Origin of the sequence: Micromonospora sp. H61 (assembly GCF_018070325.1) — a bacterium.
GTDB lineage: Bacteria > Actinomycetota > Actinomycetes > Mycobacteriales > Micromonosporaceae > Micromonospora > Micromonospora salmantinae.
This window is the reverse complement of record NZ_JAGPXY010000010.1, coordinates 34,206-56,135: the sequence shown is the minus strand read 5'-3', so window position 1 is coordinate 56,135 and position 21,930 is coordinate 34,206. Positions and strand designations below refer to the sequence as shown.

Genomic DNA, 21,930 nt, shown 5'->3' with positions numbered 1-21,930 from the left:
CCAACGAAAGGGGCAATCCGATGGCTGAAGACGAGCTACGTAGCTGGTACATGCGGTACGCCGCAGCGCTCAACGCCCATGAGTTCGACGGCATGGACGAGTTCATCAACGACCAGGTCCTGCTGAACGGCGAGCCTGGCACCCGGGACGACGTCGTCACGGTCCTGAAGGGAATCGTCGATGCCGTTCCCGACATTCACTGGGAGGTCAAGGAACTGCTCTTCGACCGTGACGGAATCGCCGTACGCGCGATCAACACCGGCACTCCGGCGAAGGAGTGGCTGGGTGTTCCTCCTTCCGGTGCCTCGTTCGAAATCGTCGAATACGCGATTTACAAAGTCAGTGACGGTCGATTCGTGCAGATGACGAACCTGCACGATTCAGCCGAGATGCTTCGGCAACTGACCGCCTGACCTCGAAGTCTTTGGTCGGCTTCCGAAGGGCTGCCGACCAAAGTCCCGACTACGGGAATCAGATCGGCCAACCGAAGATCACGTCCACTGACATGCCGCGGAGCGCTCGCTACCCGGGTGGTCGGCATCCTGGCGGCCATCACGCACCACCTCGAGCGCAACGTGCAGAAGCAGCGAAACCTCGAGTTCACCAGCATGCATGTCCTGGTGTGCTCGGCTGTGCAGGCCGGCGGGCAGTCGAGCGTCGTCCCAGTCGGCCCGAGCGGGAACAGAGTCATCCTCGGTCCGGCGACGTTGGCTTTCTGAACGACGTTGCTTCTACCGACCGCCAGCGCTTCAGAGATGACCCTGATCTGTGTCTTTACGTAGATTGCATGTTTTCTGAAGGGCGACTTCGACGGCTCGCCGTCGAAGTGCGCACGGCCAGGCGCAACCTGCCCTGCCAGCGAGAAGGTGGCGAGTGCCCGGGCGTCGTGAGACGCCCGGGCAACCGATCGTTAGATCAGGGCGAGGATCTTGTTCATGGTGGCGATCTCGGCCTGCTGGTCATCGATGATCTGCTGGGCGAGGGCCTTGGCGTCGGCGTTGGCGCCGTTTGTGGTCTCGTCCTTGGCCATGGTGATAGCGCCCTGGTGGTGGGCGATCATCATGGTGAGGAACTGCTTGTCGAACTTGGTGCCGGTGGCGGCGGCGAGTTTGGCCATGTCGGCGTCGGTCATCATGCCGGGCATGCTGTGGTCCATGCCGGGCATGGCGCTGGGGCTCGTGCCGTGGTGCATGCCGGTGTTGTTGGCCGTCGGTGTGGGAGTGCCCCAGGCGGCCAGCCACTGGGTCATGGTGTCGATCTCTGGCCCTTGGGCGGCCTTGATCTGGGCGGCGAGTTGCTTGACCTCGGGGCCGGTGGCGCGGGTGGCGGCGAGGTCGGCCATCTGCACGGCCTGCTGGTGGTGCGGGATCATCATCTGGGCGAACATGACGTCAGCCGGGTTGCCGGCCCCAGGGCTGGTGTTCTGGCCGCTGGTGGCGGTCGGGCTGGCCATGGTGGAGCTGTGCCCGCCCGCGGCGGAGCTGTGGTCGCCGGCGCCGCATCCCGTGAGGATGACGGCGGCGGTGAAGGTGAGCGCGGCCATGACGGCGCGGCGCAGGCGAGTGCGAGTCATCGCGGGTTGTGCCTTTCGGTGTCAAGGAAAACTGCGTGCATGGGACAGGCGCGCGACGCAGCCGACGGAGGTACCCGCCGGGCGACGCGGGTGCCCCTATGTGCGCAGCACCGACACCGAGGCCAGGTGTAGTCCGAGCCTGCGCGCGGGCGGTGCCCGGCAACTTGTGGCACGGCAGGCAGAGCGGATGCGGGTGTGGGCGCGGCTGGTGCGCGTGAACAGCAGGAGACCGAGGACAACCGCGAGGCTGAGAGCGGTGACCACGGCCAGGCACACCTGCCAGCCGGGCATGTGCCCGTTGCCGTGGCCGGCCGGTGTAACCGTTTGCTGGTCGCAGGTGTCGCTGGTGCATCCGTCTTGGGCGGCGGGCGGGGCCAGTACGGCGGTGGTGGGGCTGCTGTGCCCGCTGTGCCCACCGTCGGATTGCATCGAGGACGGGTCGTGGCCGAGGCTGTGCATGGCGGCCAGCCCGATGAGGGTGCAGGCCAGCAGCACGAACCGGACCAGATGTCCGGTTCGTGCTGCTGGCTGGGTCATGCGCTCCACGCTAGCGTGCCGCCGGGCGCTCATTCCCGCCGATCCCGCGATCGCCGTGCCTCAGTCGTCGGCGGGGCGTAGGTGCACGCGGCGCAGGAGTTGGGCGTTGAGGGCGACCACGATGGTGGAGGCGGACATCAACACCGCCCCGACCGCGGGGCTGAGGGTCACCCCAGCCCAGGCGAGCACGCCGGCGGCCAACGGGAGGGCGATCACGTTGTAACCGGCGGCCCAGGCCAGGTTCTGGATCATCTTTCGGTAGGAGGCGCGCGACAGTCGGATCACCCCTGCGACTGCGCGCGGGTCGGAGGAGGCGAGGACCACCCCGGCGGACTCGATGGCGACGTCGGTGCCGGCGCCGATCGCGATCCCGACGTCGGCGCGGGCCAGCGCGGGGGCGTCGTTGACGCCGTCGCCGACCATCGCCACTCGTAGTCCGCGTTTCTGTAGTTCGGCCACGGCGTCGTCCTTGTCCGCCGGCAGCACCTCGGCGAACACCTCATCCTCGCCCGGGCGGAAGCCCAGGTCCGCGGCGACCGCCTCGGCGACCGGACGGGCGTCACCGGTGATCATGGCGATCTTGCGGATGCCCTGCTGGCGTAGTTCGGCGATGGCTTGCCGCGCTTCGGGGCGGACCTGGTCTTCGAGGGCGAGGGCGCCGATCACGCTGGCCTGATCGTCGTCGAGGCGCAGCAGGTGCAGCACCGCGGCTCCCCGGCCCGACCACTCGTCGTGCTGGCGGCGCAGGTCATCCGGCGCCGTGGCGTGCAGTTCGCGCAGCAGCGCGGGCCCGCCGACGGCGTAGCTGACGCCGTCGACCTCGGCGCGTACCCCGCGCCCGGTCAGTGACCGGAACCCCGTCGCGGTGCGCCGGGCCCCCTGCTGGGCGGCGGCAGTGACGATGGCCCGGGCGAGGGGATGCTCGCTGTCGGCCTCCACCGCCGCCGCGATCGCCAGGACGTCGGCGTCGCTGCTTCCGGTGGCGGCGGCGACGCCGGTGACGGCGTGTTCGCCGCGGGTGAGGGTGCCGGTCTTGTCGAACAACACCGCGTCGACCGTGCGCATCCGTTCCAGGGCGAGGCGGTCCTTGATCAGGATGCCGCCCTTGGCGGCGACGGCGGTGGACAGAGCGATCACCAGAGGTATGGCCAGGCCGAGCGCGTGCGGGCAGGCGATCACCAGCACCGTCACCGTGCGCACGACCGCCTCGTCGAGGTTGCCGAACACCGTCCAGGCCAGCAGCGTCACCACGGCTGTGGCGGTGGCGATGTAGAACAGCCAGGCGGCGAACCGGTCGGCCAGCACCTGCGCCCGGCCGCTGGACTGCTGCGCCTGCGCGACCAGGCGCTGGATCCCGGCCAGGGCGGTGCCCTCACCGACGGCCTCGACCCGGACCCGGATAGCCGCGTCGGTGGCCACCGTGCCGGCCACCACCCGATCCCCCGCCTCGCGCGGCACCGGACGGGACTCACCGGTGATCATCGACTCGTCAAGCTCCGCCCGGCCGTCGGAGATCCGCCCGTCGGCCGGCACCCGCCCGCCTGGTCGCACGAGCACCACATCGCCGACGTCCAGGTCACTGACGCGCACCTGCTCGGGCTGACCGTCGCCACCGAGACGTTCGGCGTCGTCGGGCAGCAGCGCCGCCAAAGCGGACAGCGCGCCCTGGGCCTGGCCGATGGCCTTCATCTCCTGCCAGTGCCCGAGCAGCATGATCGTGACCAGGGCAGCCAGCTCCCACCAGAAGTCCAGGTCGAACGCGCCCACCGCCGTCGCCAGAGAAGCGACGTAAGCGACGGTGATCGCCATCGCGATCAGCAGCATCATTCCCGGCGCCCGGTCGCGGAACTCCCGCACCGCGCCCTGCAGGAACGGCCACCCGCCGTAGGCAAACACCACAGTGCCCAGCACCGGACCCACCCACCCGATGCCCGGGAAGTCCAACTGATAGCCGAACCAGTCCATCACCATGTGACTGGTCACCACGATCGGCACCGTCAACGCCAGACTCAGCCAAAACTTGCGCCGAAACGCCTCCGGGTCATGCCCGGCGTGCTTGTCATGCCCGGCGTGCGCGTCGTGCTTTCCTGCGGGGGCATCGCGCCCGCCGGGTTCCTTCGAGTGACCGGCGTGGTCACCGTGTCCGTTCATCCGGTCTATCGCCTGGGTGGAGATGTTCATCTGGTGGTGCTGGTGGTCGTGCGACATCACGATCGCCTCCTCGCTCCCAACATACCCCCGGGGGGTATCGGCGTCTAGGGTCGCCGATGTCTTGCACGTCACCTGAGCGGGCCTGTGCGGCGCGGCGCGGCGAGTCGGGGTGCCAGCGGCAATGCTCGTGCCTATCGGCCTGATCCCGCCCGGCCGAGGTTGACCGACTTCGGGTAGGTCTCGAACCTCGACACAGCGGTGTTCGCATGGGTGCCTTCCAAACTTGGCGAGGAGTCGGTGCGCTGCCGCTACCCGCCCGCGCGCCGATCATGCTCACACCGCCCGTCGGTTACTGCCGAACCCTCCGCTGCCAGCGCGATCACGCGCGGTCGGGGCGCAGGGCACCGAGGGCCGGTCGCTGTGTGCACTCTCGGTGTGACAGCCAGGTTTCGCGACTTCGCGGGTGGGGCAGAGTAGCCGCTACAGAGCATCCGGGCCGGAGTTTCCGCAGCTTGCCGACTCGGAATCGGCTCGCCGTGCGCCGGGGCACGGATGCCCTCCCCGGTCTTTCGCCGAGGAGAGGGGGAGGGCGATGACGGACCCCGAAACGGCTCGACACCGACGCCGGCCGGTTGTTCGGCTGGGCGCGGCGGCTGCCGCACTGGCACTCGTGGCGCCGCTGGCCGCGTGTGGCGCGGACGACGCCGGTGGCCCACCGACGATCAACCTGTACTACCCGCCGGAGCAGAACCTGCAGAAGGTCGTCGACGACTGCAACGCGCAGGCTCAGGGACGGTACGAGATCGCCTATCGGGTGCTGCCCCGGCAGGCCGACGACCAGCGGGTGCAGATGGTGCGCCGGCTGGCCGCCGAGGACAGCGGGATGGATCTGCTCGGGCTCGACGTCACGTGGACCCAGGAGTTCGCCAGCGCCGACTGGATCCGCGAGTGGACCGGCCAGGACAAGGCCGAGGTCGAGCAGGGCACCCTCGCCGGGCCGTTGGACACCGCCCGGTACGAGGACAAGTTGTACGCGGCGCCGAAGAACACCAATGTCCAGTTGCTCTGGTACCGCAAGGACCTGGTGCCGCAGCCGCCGACCACCTGGGACCAGATGATCAACGCGGCCCAGCAGCTCAAGGACCAGGGCAAGCCGTACCAGGTGCTCACCATGGGCGCGCAGTACGAGGGTCTGGTCGTCCTCTACAACACCCTCGCCGAAAGCGCCGGCGGGAAGATCCTCAACGACGACGGTACGAAGGCCGTGATGGACGAGGGCACGGTCCGGGCGTTGGAGCAGCTGAAGACGTTCGCCACGTCGGGCGTGACCTCGCCGTCGTTCAGCAACGCCACCGAGGACCCGGTTCGGCTGGAGTTCCAGTCCGGCGCGGGCGCGTTCCAGGTGAACTGGCCGTTCGTCTACCCCGCACTTCAGGAGGCGAACCCGGAGCTGGCCAAGCAGGTCGGCTGGGCTCGGATCCCGGGCATCGACGAGGGCACCCCCAGCAAGGTCACCATCGGTGGGGTCAACCTGGCGGTCAGCTCCTACTCCAAGCACCCGGAGCAGTCCTTCGAGGCGGCCCGGTGCATCCGCAGCGCCGAGCATCAGAAGTTCTCCGCCATCAACGACGGTGTGCCGCCGACCATCGAGGCCGTCTTCGACGACCCGGAGATGACCGAGGCGTACCCGATGAAGGACACCATCCTGGAGGAGCTGAAGGAGCCCGCGACGCGTCCGCTGACCCCCGCCTACCAGAGCATCTCCACAGTGATGTCGGCGATCCTGTCGCCGCCGTCCGGGATCCGCCCGCAGCAGACCGCCGACGAGCTGCGCGGCGCCATCGCCGACGCCCTCCAGTCCAAGGGGGTCCTGCCGTGAGTATCAACGCCACGCCGACCGGCGCCGACGTCGCCGCTGAGGAGACCCGCCGGCCCGCCGCCGTACCGAAGCAACGCGGCGGCCGTCGCAAGCCCCCGTTGAGCGAGAACAAGAAGGCCGAACGCCGGCTCGGTCTGCTGCTCTGCGCGCCAGCCGCGCTGGTCATGATCGCGGTGACCGCGTACCCGATCATCTACTCGGTCTGGCTGTCGTTGCAGCGCTTCGACCTGCGCTTCCCCGACCAGCGTGAGTTCATCGGGCTGGAGAACTACGTCACTGTGCTCACCAACGAGTTCTGGTGGACCGCGTTCGGGGTGACCATGCTGATCACGGTGGTCACCGTCGCCGTCGAGCTGGTGCTCGGCATGGGCCTGGCGATCATCATGCACCGCACCCTGATCGGGCGCGGCCTGGTCCGGACCTCGGCGCTGATCCCGTACGGGATCGTCACAGTGGTCGCCGCGTTCTCCTGGCGGTACGCCTGGACGCCCGGCACCGGCTACCTGGCCGACCTGTTCAGCGACGGCGCGCCGCTCACCGAACGGGCCAGCTCCCTGGCGATCATCATGCTGGCGGAGATCTGGAAGACCACCCCGTTCATGGCGCTGCTGCTGATGGCCGGCCTGGCGCTGGTCCCGGAGGACCTGCTCAAGGCGGCCTCCACCGACGGCGCGACCGCCTGGCAGAAGTTCACCAAGGTGATGCTGCCGGTGATGAAGCCGGCGATCCTGGTCGCGTTGCTGTTCCGCACCCTGGACGCGTTCCGGGTCTTCGACAACATTTTCGTGTTGACCGCCGGAGGCAACGAGACGTCGTCGGTGTCGATGCTCGCCTACAACAACCTGATCCGGGGCCTCAACCTCGGCATCGGTTCGACGATGTCGGTGCTGATCTTCATCACCGTGGCGATCATCGCCTTCGTCTTCGTGAAGCTGTTCGGCACCGCTGCTCCGGGCAGCGACGACGGAGAGAGGCGCTGACATGGCTGTCGAAACCACTACCAGGGCAAAGCTGCGCTGGGGCCTGCTCGACGTCCTCGTGGTCGTCTTCGCGCTGGTCCCGGTGCTGTGGATCGCGTCGCTGTCGTTCAAGACACCGGCCACCCTCACCGACGGGAACTTCATCCCCCGGGAGTGGACGCTGGACAACTACCGGACCATCTTCGACACCGACCAGTTCGTCCGGGCGCTGGTCAACTCCATCGGCATCGCGCTGATCGCCACGCTGATCGCTGTGGTGCTCGGCGCGATGGCCGCGTACGCGATCAGCCGGCTGGACTTCCCCGGTAAGAAGCTGCTGGTCGGCGTCTCCCTGCTGATCGCGATGTTCCCGCAGGTGTCACTGGTGTCGCCGCTGTTCGAGATCGAGCGTCAGCTCAAGATCTTCGACACCTGGCTGGGGCTGATCCTGCCGTACATCACCTTCGCGCTACCGCTGGCGATCTACACGCTGTCGGCGTTCTTCAAGCAGATCCCGTGGGACCTGGAGAAGGCAGCGAAGATGGACGGCGCCACCCAGGGGCAGGCGTTCCGGCGGGTGATCGCGCCACTGGCCGCGCCCGGGCTGTTCACCACGGCGATCCTGGTCTTCATCTTCTGCTGGAACGACTTCCTGTTCGCCATCTCGCTCACCTCGACCGAGCGGTCCCGCACGGTGCCGGCCGCGTTGTCGTTCTTCACCGGCGCGTCCCAGTTCGAGGACCCCACCGGGGCGATCTGCGCCGCCGCCGTGGTGATCACCGTTCCGATCATCCTGTTCGTTCTCTTCTTCCAGCGTCGCATCGTGTCCGGTCTGACCTCCGGCGCGGTCAAGGGATAGGTGGGTAGTCATGGCTGACATCGTGCTGGACAAGGTGAGCAAGAGCTTCCCGGACGGGACCGTCGCCGTGCAGGACGTCGACCTGGAGATCGCCGACGGCGAGTTCGTGATCCTGGTCGGGCCCTCGGGCTGCGGCAAGTCCACCACCCTCAACATGATCGCCGGGCTGGAGGACATCAGCTCCGGTGAGCTGCGCATCGCCGGGCAGCGGGTCAACGACAAGGCTCCCCGGGACCGGGACATCGCCATGGTGTTCCAGTCGTACGCGCTGTACCCGAACATGACAGTGCGGGAGAACATGGCGTTCCCGCTGCGGCTGGCGAAGCTCGACAAGGAGACCATCGACCGCAAGGTCGACGAGGCGGCGAAGGTGCTGGAGCTGACCTCGCTGCTGGACCGCAAACCGGCCAACCTCTCGGGTGGCCAGCGTCAGCGGGTGGCGATGGGCCGGGCGATCGTCCGGCAGCCGAAGGCGTTCCTGATGGACGAGCCGCTGTCCAACCTCGACGCCAAGCTGCGGGTGCAGATGCGCACCGTGGTGTCCCGCCTGCAGAAGCAGCTCGGCACCACCACCGTCTACGTCACCCACGACCAGACCGAGGCGATGACCCTCGGCGACCGCGTGGTGATCATGCGCGGCGGCGCGGTGCAGCAGGTCGGGCCGCCGCAGGAGCTGTACGACCACCCGAAGAACCTCTTCGTGGCCGGCTTCATCGGCTCGCCGTCGATGAACTTCCTGCACGCCGCAGTGCAGGACGGCGAGCTGCACACCGCCCTGGGCAAGGTGCCGATCGGTGACCGGGTCCGCCGGGAGCTGGAGTCGGCCGACGCGCCCCGCGAGCTGATCCTCGGCATCCGACCCGAGCACTTCGAGGACGCCGAACTGGTCGACGACGACACCCGTCGGCGGGGCATGGAGTTCGAGGCGCCGGTGGACATCGTCGAGTCGATGGGCTCGGACAAGTACGTCTACTTCACCGTCGAGGGGGAGAAGGCCAGCGCCGCCGAGTTGGAGGAGCTGGCCGCCGACGCCGGCGCCGCCGACTTCGCCGGCGCCGGCGGCAACCTGGTGACCCGGCTGTCCGCCGAGTCCGGCGTCGCCGAGGGGCAGTCCCGGCGGGTCTGGTTCAACCTGGAGAAGATCCACCTGTTCGACCCGGCAAACGGCCGCAACCTGACCCTGCACGAGGGCCGGGCCGCCGGAGCGCTCGCCGACTGACGGTCCATTTCGCGCCGATCTTGCACTTTCGGTTGTCGACATGGGGTGGACTGCCCCTTGTGTCGGGACAGAAAGTGCAAGATCGGCGCTGGGGGTTCGGGGCGGCCCGCCGTGTCCTGCGGGGTGGGGGCGGGCGTGGCAGGGTGGTCGCAGGTTTCGTCGTGAAGCGGGGGGCGGGATGAACCGACGGTTGGCCGCGCTGGCAAACGCGCACGGTGTTTCCACCTGGTACGAGGATTGGCGGCACCGCCGCGTCGCTGTCGCACCGGAGACCGTGGTGGGTGTGCTGGGGCTGCTCGGCGTGGACGCCACCAGCCCGTCGGCGATCGCCGACGCACTCGCCGCCGCCCGTGCTGTCGACCGGAGCGCCCTGCCGGAGACGGTCGTGCTCACCCACGGCCGCAGCCGGGCGCTGCCCGGCCCGGGGGTGGTGGCACTGGAGGACGGTCGCCGTCGCGCGGTCGACGGTGAGCTGCCAGCGGACCTGCCGCTGGGGTGGCACCGGCTGGCCTGCGCCGACCGCGAGGTGACAGTGGTGGTGGTGCCGCGCCGACTGCCGGTGCCGCCGTCGAGCTGGGGGTGGATGCTCCAGCTCTACGCGCTCACCTCGGAGCGCTCCTGGGGCATGGGTGACCTCGGTGACCTCGCCGAGTTCACCGAATGGGCGGGTGCCAACGGGGCGGGGCTGGTGCTGCTCAACCCGCTGCACGCGGTCGGGCCGGCGCACCCGGTGGCCACCTCACCGTATTCGCCGGCCAGTCGACGCTTCGTCAATCCGCTCTACCTGCGGGTCAGCGACACCGCCGCGTACCGGGCGGCGGACCCGGCGACCCGTGCGGTGGTCGACGCGCTGCGTCCCGACCGGGGGCCGCTGATCGACTACGACGAGGTGTGGGCCGCCAAGCGGCGCGCCCTGGAGTTGCTGCACCCGTACGCCCAGCCGGTGGATCTTGCCGCGGACCCGGCGCTGGCCAGCTTCGCCACCTGGTGCGCGCTCGCCGAGCGGCACGGCAATGACTGGCGTGCCTGGCCGGCGGAGCTGCACCACCCCGACGCCCCGGCGGTCGCCGAGCAGCGTCGGCGCCTCGCCGACCGGGTCGCCTTCCACGCCTGGTTGCAACACCTCTGCGACGAGCAACTCGACGCCGTCACGGCGGCGGCCCGCTCGGCCGGGATGCCGGTCGGCGTCGTGCACGACCTGGCCGTCGGCATCGACCCGGGCGGCGCGGACGGGTGGCAGCTCGCCGACGTGCTGGCCCAGGGTGTGCGGGTCGGCGCGCCGCCGGACGACTTCAACCAGCTCGGCCAGGACTGGGGGCTCGCCGCGTGGCGTCCAGACCGGCTCGCCGCCACCGGCTACGCCGCGTACCGGGACATGCTGCGCCGCGTCCTGCGGCACGCCGGTGGTCTGCGGGTCGACCACGTCGCCGGCCTGTGGCGGCTGTGGTGGGTGCCGCCGGGCGGCGGCGCGGCCGAGGGCACCTACGTGCGCTACGACGCCGAGGCGATGCTCGGCATCCTCGCGTTGGAGGCGCACCGGGCCGGCGCGGTGGTGGTCGGTGAGGACCTCGGCACTGTCCAACCGGCGGTGACCCGAGGGTTGCGGGGGCGCAACATGCTCGGCTCGACAGTGCTGTGGTTCGCGCGCGACGAGGCCGGTGACTTCGTCCCGCCGGCCCGGTGGCCGCGCAACGCCCTCGCCACCATCTCCACCCACGACCTGCCCACCGCGCCGGGCTTCCTGACCGGCGAGCACGTGCGGGTGCGTGACGAGCTGAAGCTGCTCGGCACCGACGTGGCGGTGGAGCGGGCCCGCGCCGCCGCCGATCGGGATCGGCTGCTCACGATGTTGCGGGCTGAGAACCTGCTGCCCGAGCCGACACCGCAGCTACCGACCGTGACTGTCGCCTCCGCGGGTGCAGAGCAAAGGACGGATGCCGATCCGGCGTTGCCTGAGGCGACGGCGACGCCCGACGACGGCGAGGTGGTGGTGGCCATGCACGCCGCGCTCGCGGCCAGCCCGACCCGGCTGCTCGGTGTCTCCCTCTACGACGTGCTGGGCGAGGTGCGCCAACCCAACATGCCGGGCACTGTGGACGAGTACCCGAACTGGCGGCTGCCGCTGCCGGCCAGCGTGGCGCAGATCCGCGCCGACCCCCGGGTGGCCCGCATCGTCGGCCTGCTCAGCGCCGCCCGCCCACGACCGGCGGCCCCGACGCCGGCCGCCGACGAGTGACGCGGCCCGCTCAGGTCAGCCAGTCGAAGCGGGCCGGCAGCCCGAGGAAGTCGGCGTAGCGCCCGAGCGCCCGCTCCACCCGGGCCCGCGCCGCGACGTCGAGCGTCGTGAGCGGCTGGATCGTCACGGTCACCGCGGTGCGGCCGATCCGGCGCTTCCACACGCCCACCACCCGACCGGCGCGGACCACTGTGGCCTGGAAGATGCCGTTGTTGCCCGGCACGACGGCCGCCTGGTGGGCGGGGTCGAGCATCAACGTGCGGTCCCGGAAGCCGAGCAGATACTCGTCGAAGCCGGGCAGCGCCAACACGTCGTCCGGCGCGGTGCGCGGCGCGTCGGCCACTGCCGCGTCGACGTACATCGGAGTGCCGTCGACGCGTACCGTGCTCAGTGCGTCGTCGGCGGCGGCCAGGCCGCGTCGGGCGTCGGTGAGGGTGAGGCCGCTCCACCCGGCGAACTCCCGGTCGGTGACCGGGCCGTGGCCGCGGACGTAGCGGTGGGCGAGCAGGGCCAGCGCCTCGTCCCGCTCCAGCCGGTGGGACGTGGGTGCCCACTCGTCGAGCAGGGCGAAGGTCTGCTCGGTGCCGACGTTCGGCGCCACGCACGTCACGCCGCGAACGCTCGCATACCACAGCAGGTGGTAGCCACGCTGCCCGTCGGTGCCCAGGCCGGCCGCCCGCAGGGTGGCCAGGCACTGCGCGCGGGTGAGTCGACCGCCGCCGGCCAACGCGGTGCCGAGGACGTCCACCGCCCGGTCCGCGTCGGCCTCGGTGAGCCCGAGCTGCGCGCGCCGGGTCGCCACGCCGGCCAGGGATCGTACGCCGGTCAGCTCCAGCATCCAGCGGGCGTCGGCGGGCGGGACGAGGTGCACGGTGCCCCGCATCGGCCAGGTGCGCAGCGCCTCACGCCGCTCCAACGCCGCCTGCACGTCGGCCACGCCGCGACCGGGTAGCCGGGCGCCCAGCGACCACAGCCCGCTGGCCAGATCCTGTGCCTGCATCGCGCCGAACCACTCGACCACCTCGGCGACGCTGCCGGGTCGGGTGCTCGGGTGTGGGCGCAGCAGCAGGCTGGTCATCCGCAGCGCCAGCGCGTCGGCAGCGCTGAGGTCGACAGGCATCGGGCGCTCCTTTTCGTGGCCGGGCGGCCAGCCTAGGGCCGACCACCGACACTTCTGCTGGTGGGAGGCGTAACGGCGGTCGTCGGGGGAATGCGGCTCGCCGGAAGTGCGCGCGCCGCGCGTACGGAAGGGAATCTCATGACTGCCGCAAGCGAGCCGGCGCGGGGCGCCGGCGTAACGGCCGGGTCCCGCGGCCATCGGGGGGACACCCGCGCGAAGACGAGTGCCGCGGCGACCTTCGCCCTGGTGTTCGGAGTGGCCGCTCTGTTCAGCGTGCTGACGGCGATCCTCGCCTGGCTGGGGTTGGTGCTCGGCATCATCGGGATCATCCTCGGCATCGTCGGCCTCAAGATGGCGCGCCGACCCGGGGTCACCGGTCGTGGCGTGTCGATCGGCGGTCTGGTGCTCAGCATCCTGGCCGTGCTGATCGGGCTCGGTCTGGCCGCGGGCATCACCACGTTCGTCAACAACGAGAACGCGGTGGACCGCCTGCAGACCCAGGTCGACAACCTGCGCGACAAGCTCGACTGACCCGCGCGTGCCGGTCTGGGCCGGCCCGCCACCCGTCCCGGCCGGCCACAGTAGGGTGGGCGGCGTGCTCCGCCAGGTCACCGCGATCCGTTACGTCACCCCGCTGCGCGAGGGTGGGTCGCTGCCGGGCGTGGTGGAGGCCGACGACCTGGGCACCTACGTGGCGAAGTTCCGAGGCGCCGGTCAGGGGCCCAAGGCGCTGATCGCCGAGGTGATCTGCGGTGAGTTGGCGCGCCGGCTGGGGTTGCGGGTGCCGCCGCTGGTGGTCCTCGACATCGACCCGGTGATCGGGCGGGCCGAGCCCGACCAGGAGGTGCAGGAGCTGCTGCGCAACAGCGGCGGCGCCAACCTCGGGATGGACTTCCTGCCCGGGGCGCTGGGCTTCGACCCGGTGGCGCACCCCGTCGACCCGGCGTTGGCCTCCCGGGTGCTCTGGTTCGACGCGTTCGTGGAAAACGTCGACCGGAGTTGGCGCAACCCGAACCTGCTCGTCTGGCACCGGGAGCTGTGGCTGATCGACCACGGCGCCTGCCTGTACTTCCACCACAACTGGCCGCGCGCCGAGGCCGCTGTGCACCGGGCCTACCGCGCTGAGGATCACGTGCTGGGCCCGTACGCGTCGCGGCTGGCCGAGGCCGACGCCGAGCTGGCCCCCCAGGTCACCCCGGAGCTGCTCACCGAGGTGCTGGCCCTGGTGCCGGGGGAGTGGTTGACCGCCGCCGACTTCGAGACGGCCGACGCGGCGCGCGGCGCGTACCTGGATCACCTGTCCCGCCGGGTCGCCCGCACGGCCGACTGGCTGCCATCGGGGAGCGGGGCATGAGGCAACCCTTCGAGTACGCGCTGATCCGGCTCGTGCCCCGAATCGAGCGCGGTGAGCAGATCAACGTCGGGGTGTTGCTCTACTGCCAGCAGCGCGACTTCCTGGCCGCGCGGACGCACCTGGACGCCGACCGGGTTCGCGCGCTGGCGCCCGACGTCGACCTGCCGGCGGTGGCCGCGGTGCTCGACTCCTGGGACCGGACCTGCTCCGGTGACGGGCCGGCGACCCGGATGCGGCTCGGTGAGCGGTTCCACTGGCTGGCCGCGCCGCGCAGCACGATGATCCAGACGGGGCCGGTGCACACCGGTCTCACCGTCGACCCGGCGGCCGAGCTGGACCGGCTGATGGCGGCCCTGGTCCACTGAGCCGGAGCGGGGCGTGGGAACGGTGATCGTCCCCTGATCGCGCTACGCCAGCGCCGTTGCCGGCGGAGCGCGATCCCCCGTTCAGGTGCCCGGTGCGGGGCGGCGGCTCGATCCCGCCGGCACCGATGGCACCAGGATCGCGGTCCGCGCGCGACGTCGGGCCGAAACGACCGGGAAGTTGCGGAAAACTTGAGCAGACGGACCGGTAGCCGGCAGCGCCACGGGCAGTCGTTAGAGCACGTCCGCAGCGGGTAGTCGCGGGAGCTGATCCGAAAAAAAGAAGGGGACACTCTGATGGCTGCCCAGACCAAGGTAGCGGTGATCTACTACAGCGCCACCGGCATCACGTACCAGATGGCGCAGGCCGTGTGTGAGGCCGCCGGGGACGCCGGTGCCGACGTGCGCCTGCGCAAGGTGCGCGAGTTGGCGCCCGACGAGGCGATCCGCTCCAACTCCGGCTGGCAGGCGCACCGCCTGGAGACCCAGGACGTGCCCGAGGCGATGGTCGACGACCTGGCCTGGGCCGACGTGGTGATCCTCGGCGCGCCGACCCGGTACGGCATGGTCGCGGCGCAGCTGAAGCAGTTCATCGACACCACCGGCCCGCTCTGGGCCCAGGGCGCGCTGGCCAACAAGGTCTACTCCGCCTTCACCTCGACGGCGACGTCGCACGGGGGTCAGGAGACCACGCTGACCTCGCTGTTCAACGTCTTCTACCACTGGGGCGGTGTGGTGGTCACCCCCGGTTACACCGACACCAGTCAGTTCATCGCCGGTAACCCCTACGGCCCCTCGCACACCAGCAACAACGGGGAGATCGCCCCGGACGCCGTGGCGCTCGGGGCCTGCGCGCTGACCGCCCGGCGCGCAGTACAGATGGGTGCCGCGCTGAAGGCGGGCCTGGCCGGCTGACCGGCTGACGGGGCGAGGCGACCGGCGGCGCGGGCGGAGGCTCTCGGTCCGTCCGCGCCACCGGTCCATTCAGCCCTACCCCCGGGCCGGGGCGACTATGCGCCTCCGCGCGTCGCGGACAGCTCGTCCGGGCGCGGCGCGGGCAGCAGCCCGGTCAACAGCTCACTGAGCACGGCGAGCCCGTCCGGGCTGAGCACCGACTCCGCGTGGAACTGCACGCCGGCGAAGCCGTGCCCCCGCAGGGCGTGCACGGCGCCGTCGTCCGGGTCGCGGGCCAGCTCCACCGGCCCGTACGCGGTGGCCAGCCGGTCGGCCTCGGCGCGGGCGGTGAACGTCGAGTAGAACCCGACCCGGCGGGCCCGGCCGAACAGCGTCACCTCCCGCTGCAACCCCTGGTAGGGCGCGTCCCGGCGGTGCAGCGTCAGCCCCAGCAGCCCGGCCAGCACCTGATGGCCGAGGCAGACCGCGAGGGTGGGACGGCCGGTGGTCAGCAGTCCGGTCAGCAGCTTGCGCAGCGCCAGCATCTTCGGCTCGTCCGCGCTGCCCGGGTCGCCCGGTCCGGGACCGGCGACCACCAGGTCGTAGTCGTCGACCGGGCCGCTCGCGTGCCAGGGACGGGTGGTCACCGCGAGACCCAACGCGCTCAGTTGGTGGGCCAGCATTCCGGTGAAGGTGTCCTCGGCGTCCACGATCAACACCCGGCGGCCGACCAGTCCGGGCAGTCCGGGCGCGTCCGGTGCGCGTTGGTCCAGCCAGAACCGCGCCAGCGGTGCGTTGCGGGCGGCCAGCGCGTCGCGTACCGCCGGGTCGTCGGTCAGCCGCGCGACCGGCCCGCTGTCGCCGACGGACGCCGCCGGCCCGAGGCCGAGCGCGGCCAGCACGCCGGCGGCCTTGGCGTGCGTCTCGGCCACCTCGCCGGCCGCCGTCGAGTGCCGGACCAGGGTCGCGCCGACCGGCACCCGCAGTCGGCCGGTGGGGGAGATCTCGGCGGTCCGGATCAGGATCGGGGCGTCGAGCGTCTGCCGGCCGGCGTCGTCCTGGCCGAGCAGTGCCAGCACGCCCCCGTAGTAGCCCCGGCCCCGGTGTTCGTGGCGGGCGATCACCCGGCAGGCGTTCTCGATCGGGCTGCCGGTGACGGTGGGGGCGAACATCGTCTCGCGCAGCACCTCCCGCACGTCACGGGTGCCCCGCCCGGCGAGCAGGTACTCGGTGTGCGCCAGGTGCGACATCTCCTTCAGGTACGGCCCGATCACCTGCCCACCGTGCTCGGCGACGGTGGCCATCATCTTCAGCTCCTCGTCGAGCACCATGTACAGCTCTTCGGTCTCCTTCTCATCGGCGAGGAAACGCAGCAGGGCCGCCCGGTCCGCGACGCCACCGGGGCAGCGGAGGGTGCCGCTGATCGGGTTCATCATCACCAGTCCGTCGTCGACGCTGACGTGGCGCTCCGGGCTGGCGCCGACCAGCGTCCGGGTGCCGGTGTGCACCACGAACGTCCAGTATGCGCCGCGTTCGGCGATCAGCAGCCGGCGCAGTGCGGCCAGCGCGGCCCCCAGCGGTGGGCCCTGCACCGTGGCGTGCAGGGCGCGATGGATGACGAAGTTCGCGCCCTCGCCGCGGCCGATCTCCTCGGACAGCACCCGCTGCACGGTCCGCGCGTACTCCTCGTCGCTGACGTCGAAGCCGGCGTCGGTGGTGTGCACCGGTTCGTCGGGCAGCGCGGCGAGGGCGTCGGCCAGCGCGATCCGTTGGTGCTCGCGGACCTGGAGGAACTCCAGCGGGGCGCCGTCGTCGACGCAGGCGAAGCCGCGTTCGGTGATCTGCCGGTACGGCACCAGGGCCAGCGTCCGTGCCCCGGGCGGGCCCGCCGGCAACGGGAGGTCGGTGAGCGCTTCGACGGTGTCGATCGGGCCGGTGAACAGGTCCAGTTCGTCCGCGCCCTCGCGGCGCAGCAGCGCGAAGGGGCCGGGGTCGACGCCGTGCGCGACGGCGGCGAGCAGGTCGGTCAGGTGGGTCATCGGAGTCTCCGTCGGGCTGGGTGCCGCCGTCGGGCGGCCCTGGAGCCGGGAGATCCGGCGACCGCCTCGATGGCGGCCGCGTGGATGGAGCTACGCGCGGGAGATGGCCGCCGGGTCGGCGGGCCACCAACTGGTCAACTGCGCGAGCATGTGATCCACCCTACGCGCCCGTCGGCCGGCTGGCACGGGGTAACTTGACCGGCGATGAACATTCTCGCGCTCGACCTGGGCACCTCCTCGGTACGCGGGCTGGTGCTGGACGCGGGCACCCAGCCGCTGCCGGGTGCCCTGGCCCGCCGCAAGGTCGACCTCGCCATGGGCGACGACGGCACCGGCACGCTGTCCGCCCGGGACTATCTGGCGAGCCTGGTCGAGTGCCTGGACGAGCTGGCCGACTCGGGCCACCTGCACGACGTCGGCCTGGTGGCGATCTCCGCCCAGTGGCACTCGGTGCTCCCGCTGGGCCGCGACGGCGCCCCCATGGGCCCGGTGATCACCTGGCTGGACACCCGGCCCGCCCCGGTCGGGCGCACCGCCGGGCCGGCCGACCCGGACGGCTTCCACCAGCGCACCGGCTGCTGGTGGCACCGGTCGTACTGGTCGATGCGGTTGCCCTGGTTGCGTGAGCAGTCCGGCACCCAGATCGCCCGGTTCGTCGGTCTGCCCGAGTACGTGCTGGGCGAACTGCTCGACGCGGCGCCGATGTCGATCTCCCAGGCCTCCGGGACCGGTCTGCTGGATCTGCGCACCCTGAGCTGGGACGAGGAGGCGCTGACGCTGGCCGAAGCGCGACCGGAGGAGCTGCCGCCACTCGGCGAGCTGGACTGGCACGGCCGGCTCCGGTCCGACCTGGCCCGTCGGTGGCCGCAGTTGGCGCAGGCCCGATGGTCGCCGCCGGTGGGCGACGGTGGGGCGTCGAACGTCGGCTCGGGCTGCGTCGACCCGAGCCGGGCCGCCGTCACAGTGGGCACCTCCGCAGCCGTACGGTTGATGCAGCGGATCCCGGCGGGCGAGCCGATGCCGCGCCTGCCCGAACGGTTGTGGCGGTACCGGGTCGACCACGACCACGTGGTGACCGGGGCCGCGTACGCCAACGGGGGCAACCTGTTCGCCTGGGCGAACCGGGAGCTGCGGTTGCCGCGGGGCGCCGAGCTGGACGCGGCGCTGGCGCTGGTGCCGGCGGGTGGTGGCCGACCGGCGGACCCCCGCTTCGGTGGCGACCGGCCGCCCGGGTTGGCGCCGGCGGGCAGCGGTGAGCTGCGCGGTCTGAGTTTCAGCACCACCTCGGTCGACATCCTGGCCGGGCTGATGCAGGGGTTGTGCGAGCTGGTCGCCGAGGATCTCGGGGTGCTGGAGTCCACGATCGACAAACCGGTCGGCGTGGTGCTGGGGGGCGGTGCGGTGGCCGCCTCGGTGTGGTGGCGGCAGGCCTTCGCGACCGCGCTGGCACCGAGACCGGTGTCGCATCAACGCAACCCGGAGATCGGCGCCACCGGTGCCGCGTTGGTGGCGCTGGGGCGCTTCGGTGACGCGATCGAGCTCGCCGACATCGGCCGGACGGACGAGCTGGTTTTACCGACCACGGCAGGAGGTTCCCACCCGCAGTATCCTTCCTGAACCTCGGCCTCGCCCGGGCCGTTGACAGCGGTACCGAGCCTGGTTGGATGGACTGCGCTCCCCCGACCGCGGTGGACGCGGTAGGACGGAGGAGACAGGGTGGCGGCAGGTCCCGACCCGGCGAACGGCGCGGTGTCGAACCATCGCCGACGCCGCTTCGATGTCCGAGTCGTTCCGCATCGACGGCGGTCGCCGTTCCGGCTGCGCGACTGGCGGATGAGCACGAAGCTCGCCACCGTGCTGCTGGTGCCGTCGATGGCGTTCCTCCTGCTCGCCGGGGTGCAGACCAGCACCCTGGTGGGGCGGACGACGGCGTTGAACGACTTCTCCAGTCAGGTCGGCATCGGCCGGCAGATCACCGCGGCGGTGCACCAGCTCCAGCAGGAGCGTGACCGTTCGGCGGGCGAGCTGGGTGAGCTGCGTAAGGGTGGTGACCGGCAGGCCGCCGCGAACGACCTGAAGCCGTTGCAGGCGGCCACCGACAAGGCCATCGTGGATTTGAGCCGGGCCGCCGAGCCGTTGGCGGACGCGGACGCGTCCTGGCGGGTGGCCTTCTCCGAGGCGCTGGAGGCGTACGACCAGGTGGTCGACATCCGCTCGGCGATTCCGCCGGCGGTGCTCAGCACCGAGACCATCCTGAGCAACTACCACCGGGCCGTCGGGGCGTTGCTCGACCTGCTCGCCGAACCGACGCCGGGGCAGAACCAGCCGGCGTTGAACGACGCGGTGCTGCGCTACGTCCAGTTGGCCCGGGTCAAGGAACTCTCCTCCCGGGTGCGGGGCCAGCTCTACGCCGCCGCCCGCGCCGGTGCGTACGGCACCGAGGACCGGGTGGTCCTCGCCGACCTGCGCGGTCAGCAACTCACCGCGCTCGGCGCGTTCCGGGTGGCAGCGACCAGTGCGCAGATCCGCCGCTACGACGAGACCTCGGTGTCGCCGAGTTTCCTGGTCGCCACCGGGTTGGAGGAGCGCAGCCTGTCCTCCGGCGCCGCGTCGCCGCAGGTGCTGCCGTCGGAGCAGTGGTGGTCGGCCAGCCAGCAGCGTCAGGAGTTGCTGCGTCAGCTTGAGGCGGGTGTGCTCGACGACGCCGTACGGCAGGCCGAGGAGGCCAGCGACGATCAGCTGCGGACGACCCTGCTGGTCGTCGGCGGGGTGGTCACGGTCCTGCTGGCCGCCCTGCTGATCTCGTTGCTCATCGGGCGGTCGGTCGCGCGGTCCATGAGGATGCTGCGCAGCCAGGCGCTGCGGATCGCTCAGGTCGAGTTGCCGGACGCCCTGGACCGACTGAAGACCGTCACCGGTGGGGTGCCGCGCATCGATGTCGCGCCGGCGGTGGTCCGCTCACTCGACGAGATCGGCGAGCTGGCCGAGGCGTTCGTGGCGGTGCACCGCAGCGCGGTCACCGTCGCCGTCGAGCAGGCGCTGATGCGGCGCAACGTCAACGCGATGTTCGTCAACCTGGCCCGCCGTAGCCAGGTGCTGGTGGAGCGTCAACTGGAGCTGCTGGACGACCTGGAGCGCGAGGAGAGCGACCCGGACCAGCTGGAGAACCTGTTCAAGCTCGATCACCTGGCCGCCCGGATGCGCCGTAACGACGAGAGCCTGCTGGTGCTCGCCGGCACCGACTCGACCCGCCGGTGGAACCGGCCGGTCGGGCTCGGTGCGGTGCTGCTGGCCGCCGCCGCGGAGATCGAGCAGTACCAGCGGGTCCGGATCGAGTCGGTGGCCGATGTGCACGCGGTCGGGCACGCGGTCGGCGAGTTGGTGCACCTGCTGGCCGAGCTGCTGGAGAACGCCACTGCCTTCTCCCGCCCGGACACCGTCGTGGTGGTGACCGCCCGGGTCGAGGCGGGGGGTGCGCTGATCGAGATCGTCGACCGGGGTCTGGGTATGAGCCCGACCGCGTTGGTGCAGGCGAACGAGGTGCTGGCCAGCCCTCCGGCCGCTGACGTCGCGGCGGTGGAGCGGATGGGGCTCTTCGTGGTCAGTCACCTCGCCGCCCGGTTGGGCGTCCGCGTGCGGTTGGAGGGCGGCGAGGACGGCCTGGTCGCCCGGCTCGCCCTGCCCGCCGTGTTGCTGGCGCCGGCGGGCAGTGTGGAGCTGGACGCGCCCCCGTCGGCGCGGATGCTGGCGGCGAGCGCGGCGCGAGGGCTGGTTGCGCAGTCCGGGGCAGCCCGGCAGGGCCCTGGCCCGATGTCGAACGGCGCGGTGCGGGACCTGCCGGTGGCCGGCCGCCCGCCGGGCGTCGGCGTGCCGCGTCAGGGCCGCCCGGTGCCGGTACGCGCCGAGGACGTGTTGACCCCCGCCGCTGCTCGCGGTGCAGGCGGGGGCTGGTATTCGCGGCAGGGCCCGACCGCGCCGGTGGTGCCCGCTGCGGCGGCGCCACCGACGATCCCGGTGACCGCCGGCACCAATGAGCGGGGATTGCCGGTGCGGGTGCCCATGGCGCAGTTGAGCGCGGTCACCCGTTCGGCACAACCGATGACGGCACCGACCCGCACCGACCCGGACCCGGAGGCGGTCGGCGGCATGCTCTCGCGGCTCTACAGCGGAGTACGGCGCGCCGAGGCTGAGGACACCACCGAGATACCCGTGCCACCGTCCGGGGGGCACGACGAAGGGGGACGACGACAGTGACGACGTTGAGCCAGGAGGCGCGTGACCTGAGCTGGCTGGTGAGCGCGTTCGCGGAGCGGGTGCCGGGTGTGGCGCACGCGGTGGTGGTCTCCTCTGACGGGCTGCTGGTGGCGATCTCCGATCACCTGCCGCGTGACAACGCGGACAAGCTCGCCGCGGTGACCTCCGGGCTGATGAGTATCACCGCGGGCGCGGCCTCGATGTTCGACGGCGATGTCGTCAAGCAGACGGTGGTCGAGATGGGCCGTGGCTACTTCCTGGTGATGCAGATCCGCGACGGTTCGATTCTGGCCACGCTGGCCGCCGGTGACGCGGACATCGGCGTGGTGGGCTACGAGATGGCCCGGTTGGCCAAGCAGGCGGGGGAGATGCTCACCCCGGCCCTGCGGGCGGAGTTGCAGCAGGCGCTGCCCCGCTGAGTGAGCCGGCCGAGGCCCGGACGGTCACGGCTCACCCGAGCCGAGCCGTCCGGGCCCGGCCGTCCGGGTGGCGGC

The 21,930-nt window shown here is 71.3% G+C and carries 18 protein-coding genes and 1 pseudogene; 13 read left to right on the top strand and 6 right to left on the bottom strand.

The features are described from left to right. Window positions 1-20 precede the first annotated feature (20 nt). Complete coding sequence (locus KBX08_RS07865) at window positions 21-413, top strand: ester cyclase (protein ID WP_210781913.1); 393 nt, start codon at window positions 21-23, stop codon at window positions 411-413. A 102-nt stretch (window positions 414-515) separates the two neighbouring features. On the opposite strand, the pseudogene KBX08_RS34635 reads toward KBX08_RS07865, so the two are convergent. The 4 genes and pseudogenes from KBX08_RS34635 to KBX08_RS07845 form a co-directional block, all read right to left on the bottom strand. Then, window positions 516-730: pseudogene (locus tag KBX08_RS34635) on the bottom strand (creatininase family protein); the annotation flags it as partial. Between the two features lie 180 nt (window positions 731-910). Then, window positions 911-1,573, bottom strand: a complete 663-nt coding sequence (locus KBX08_RS07855) for a DUF305 domain-containing protein (protein WP_210781911.1) — start codon at window positions 1,571-1,573, stop codon at window positions 911-913. A gap of 96 nt (window positions 1,574-1,669) precedes the next feature. Further along, complete coding sequence (locus KBX08_RS07850; RefSeq protein ID WP_210781909.1) at window positions 1,670-2,110, bottom strand: DUF6153 family protein; 441 nt, start codon at window positions 2,108-2,110, stop codon at window positions 1,670-1,672. Window positions 2,111-2,170: 60 nt separating this feature from the next. Then, on the bottom strand, window positions 2,171-4,261 hold the full coding sequence (locus KBX08_RS07845; protein ID WP_210782011.1) for a heavy metal translocating P-type ATPase: 2,091 nt from the start codon (window positions 4,259-4,261) through the stop codon (window positions 2,171-2,173). Between the two features lie 592 nt (window positions 4,262-4,853). On the opposite strand from KBX08_RS07845, the gene KBX08_RS07840 reads away from it, so the two are divergent. The 5 genes from KBX08_RS07840 (at window position 4,854) to malQ (ending at window position 11,413) form a co-directional block, all read left to right on the top strand. Beyond that, complete coding sequence (locus KBX08_RS07840) at window positions 4,854-6,140, top strand: ABC transporter substrate-binding protein (protein ID WP_210781907.1); 1,287 nt, start codon at window positions 4,854-4,856, stop codon at window positions 6,138-6,140. Next, the gene (locus KBX08_RS07835) at window positions 6,137-7,120 is read left to right on the top strand and encodes a sugar ABC transporter permease (protein ID WP_307850476.1); all 984 of its coding nucleotides are present in this window, start codon (window positions 6,137-6,139) and stop codon (window positions 7,118-7,120) included. The genes KBX08_RS07840 and KBX08_RS07835 overlap by 4 nt, the downstream gene beginning before the upstream one ends. A 1-nt stretch (window position 7,121) precedes the next feature. Beyond that, window positions 7,122-7,958: a carbohydrate ABC transporter permease gene (locus KBX08_RS07830; RefSeq protein WP_091404101.1), complete on the top strand. Its 837-nt coding sequence runs from the start codon at window positions 7,122-7,124 to the stop codon at window positions 7,956-7,958. A 10-nt stretch (window positions 7,959-7,968) separates the two neighbouring features. After that, window positions 7,969-9,177 carry an ABC transporter ATP-binding protein gene (locus tag KBX08_RS07825; protein WP_210781905.1) on the top strand — a complete coding sequence of 403 codons (1,209 nt, stop codon included), beginning with the start codon at window positions 7,969-7,971 and terminating at the stop codon, window positions 9,175-9,177. 178 nt (window positions 9,178-9,355) lie between these two features. Then, window positions 9,356-11,413 (top strand): 4-alpha-glucanotransferase, encoded by a 2,058-nt coding sequence (gene malQ, locus KBX08_RS07820; RefSeq protein ID WP_210781903.1) that lies wholly within the window; start codon window positions 9,356-9,358, stop codon window positions 11,411-11,413. 10 nt (window positions 11,414-11,423) lie between these two features. On the opposite strand, the gene KBX08_RS07815 is transcribed toward malQ, so the two are convergent. Next, window positions 11,424-12,533 (bottom strand): winged helix DNA-binding domain-containing protein, encoded by a 1,110-nt coding sequence (locus KBX08_RS07815; protein WP_210781900.1) that lies wholly within the window; start codon window positions 12,531-12,533, stop codon window positions 11,424-11,426. Window positions 12,534-12,671: 138 nt separating this feature from the next. On the opposite strand from KBX08_RS07815, the gene KBX08_RS07810 reads away from it, so the two are divergent. The 4 genes from KBX08_RS07810 (at window position 12,672) to wrbA (ending at window position 15,164) form a co-directional block, all read left to right on the top strand. Continuing rightward, window positions 12,672-13,064, top strand: coding sequence for a hypothetical protein (locus KBX08_RS07810; RefSeq protein ID WP_210781898.1), 393 nt, complete (start codon window positions 12,672-12,674; stop codon window positions 13,062-13,064). 64 nt (window positions 13,065-13,128) lie between these two features. Then, window positions 13,129-13,887, top strand: coding sequence for a HipA family kinase (locus tag KBX08_RS07805; protein WP_210781896.1), 759 nt, complete (start codon window positions 13,129-13,131; stop codon window positions 13,885-13,887). Continuing rightward, complete coding sequence (locus KBX08_RS07800) at window positions 13,884-14,252, top strand: DUF3037 domain-containing protein (protein ID WP_210781894.1); 369 nt, start codon at window positions 13,884-13,886, stop codon at window positions 14,250-14,252. Before KBX08_RS07805 ends, KBX08_RS07800 begins: the two co-directional genes overlap by 4 nt. A 294-nt stretch (window positions 14,253-14,546) precedes the next feature. Further along, a complete protein-coding gene (gene wrbA / locus KBX08_RS07795; protein WP_112583030.1) occupies window positions 14,547-15,164 on the top strand; it encodes an NAD(P)H:quinone oxidoreductase in 618 nt (205 codons plus the stop codon). Window positions 15,165-15,259: 95 nt separating this feature from the next. On the opposite strand, the gene KBX08_RS07790 is transcribed toward wrbA, so the two are convergent. Next, window positions 15,260-17,182, bottom strand: coding sequence for an anthranilate synthase family protein (locus tag KBX08_RS07790; RefSeq protein ID WP_210781893.1), 1,923 nt, complete (start codon window positions 17,180-17,182; stop codon window positions 15,260-15,262). A 204-nt stretch (window positions 17,183-17,386) separates the two neighbouring features. On the opposite strand from KBX08_RS07790, the gene KBX08_RS07785 reads away from it, so the two are divergent. The 3 genes from KBX08_RS07785 (at window position 17,387) to KBX08_RS07775 (ending at window position 21,855) form a co-directional block, all read left to right on the top strand. Further along, on the top strand, window positions 17,387-18,799 hold the full coding sequence (locus KBX08_RS07785; protein WP_210781892.1) for an FGGY family carbohydrate kinase: 1,413 nt from the start codon (window positions 17,387-17,389) through the stop codon (window positions 18,797-18,799). 99 nt (window positions 18,800-18,898) lie between these two features. Next, window positions 18,899-21,436: a nitrate- and nitrite sensing domain-containing protein gene (locus tag KBX08_RS07780; protein WP_210781891.1), complete on the top strand. Its 2,538-nt coding sequence runs from the start codon at window positions 18,899-18,901 to the stop codon at window positions 21,434-21,436. 5 nt (window positions 21,437-21,441) lie between these two features. Next, the gene (locus KBX08_RS07775; protein WP_196925059.1) at window positions 21,442-21,855 is read left to right on the top strand and encodes a roadblock/LC7 domain-containing protein; all 414 of its coding nucleotides are present in this window, start codon (window positions 21,442-21,444) and stop codon (window positions 21,853-21,855) included. Window positions 21,856-21,930 lie beyond the last annotated feature (75 nt).

Bases quoted from the DNA above. Each gene is read 5' to 3' on its own strand.
- KBX08_RS07865 (WP_210781913.1), top strand. From the start codon at position 21: ATGGCTGAAGACGAGCTACGTAGCTGGTACATGCGGTACGCCGCAGCG.
- KBX08_RS07855 (WP_210781911.1), bottom strand. From the start codon at position 1,573: ATGACTCGCACTCGCCTGCGCCGCGCCGTCATGGCCGCGCTCACCTTC.
- KBX08_RS07850 (WP_210781909.1), bottom strand. From the start codon at position 2,110: ATGACCCAGCCAGCAGCACGAACCGGACATCTGGTCCGGTTCGTGCTG.
- KBX08_RS07845 (WP_210782011.1), bottom strand. From the start codon at position 4,261: ATGAACGGACACGGTGACCACGCCGGTCACTCGAAGGAACCCGGCGGG.
- KBX08_RS07840 (WP_210781907.1), top strand. From the start codon at position 4,854: ATGACGGACCCCGAAACGGCTCGACACCGACGCCGGCCGGTTGTTCGG.
- KBX08_RS07830 (WP_091404101.1), top strand. From the start codon at position 7,122: ATGGCTGTCGAAACCACTACCAGGGCAAAGCTGCGCTGGGGCCTGCTC.
- KBX08_RS07825 (WP_210781905.1), top strand. From the start codon at position 7,969: ATGGCTGACATCGTGCTGGACAAGGTGAGCAAGAGCTTCCCGGACGGG.
- malQ (WP_210781903.1), top strand. From the start codon at position 9,356: ATGAACCGACGGTTGGCCGCGCTGGCAAACGCGCACGGTGTTTCCACC.
- KBX08_RS07815 (WP_210781900.1), bottom strand. From the start codon at position 12,533: ATGCCTGTCGACCTCAGCGCTGCCGACGCGCTGGCGCTGCGGATGACC.
- KBX08_RS07810 (WP_210781898.1), top strand. From the start codon at position 12,672: ATGACTGCCGCAAGCGAGCCGGCGCGGGGCGCCGGCGTAACGGCCGGG.
- KBX08_RS07800 (WP_210781894.1), top strand. From the start codon at position 13,884: ATGAGGCAACCCTTCGAGTACGCGCTGATCCGGCTCGTGCCCCGAATC.
- wrbA (WP_112583030.1), top strand. From the start codon at position 14,547: ATGGCTGCCCAGACCAAGGTAGCGGTGATCTACTACAGCGCCACCGGC.
- KBX08_RS07790 (WP_210781893.1), bottom strand. From the start codon at position 17,182: ATGACCCACCTGACCGACCTGCTCGCCGCCGTCGCGCACGGCGTCGAC.
- KBX08_RS07785 (WP_210781892.1), top strand. From the start codon at position 17,387: ATGAACATTCTCGCGCTCGACCTGGGCACCTCCTCGGTACGCGGGCTG.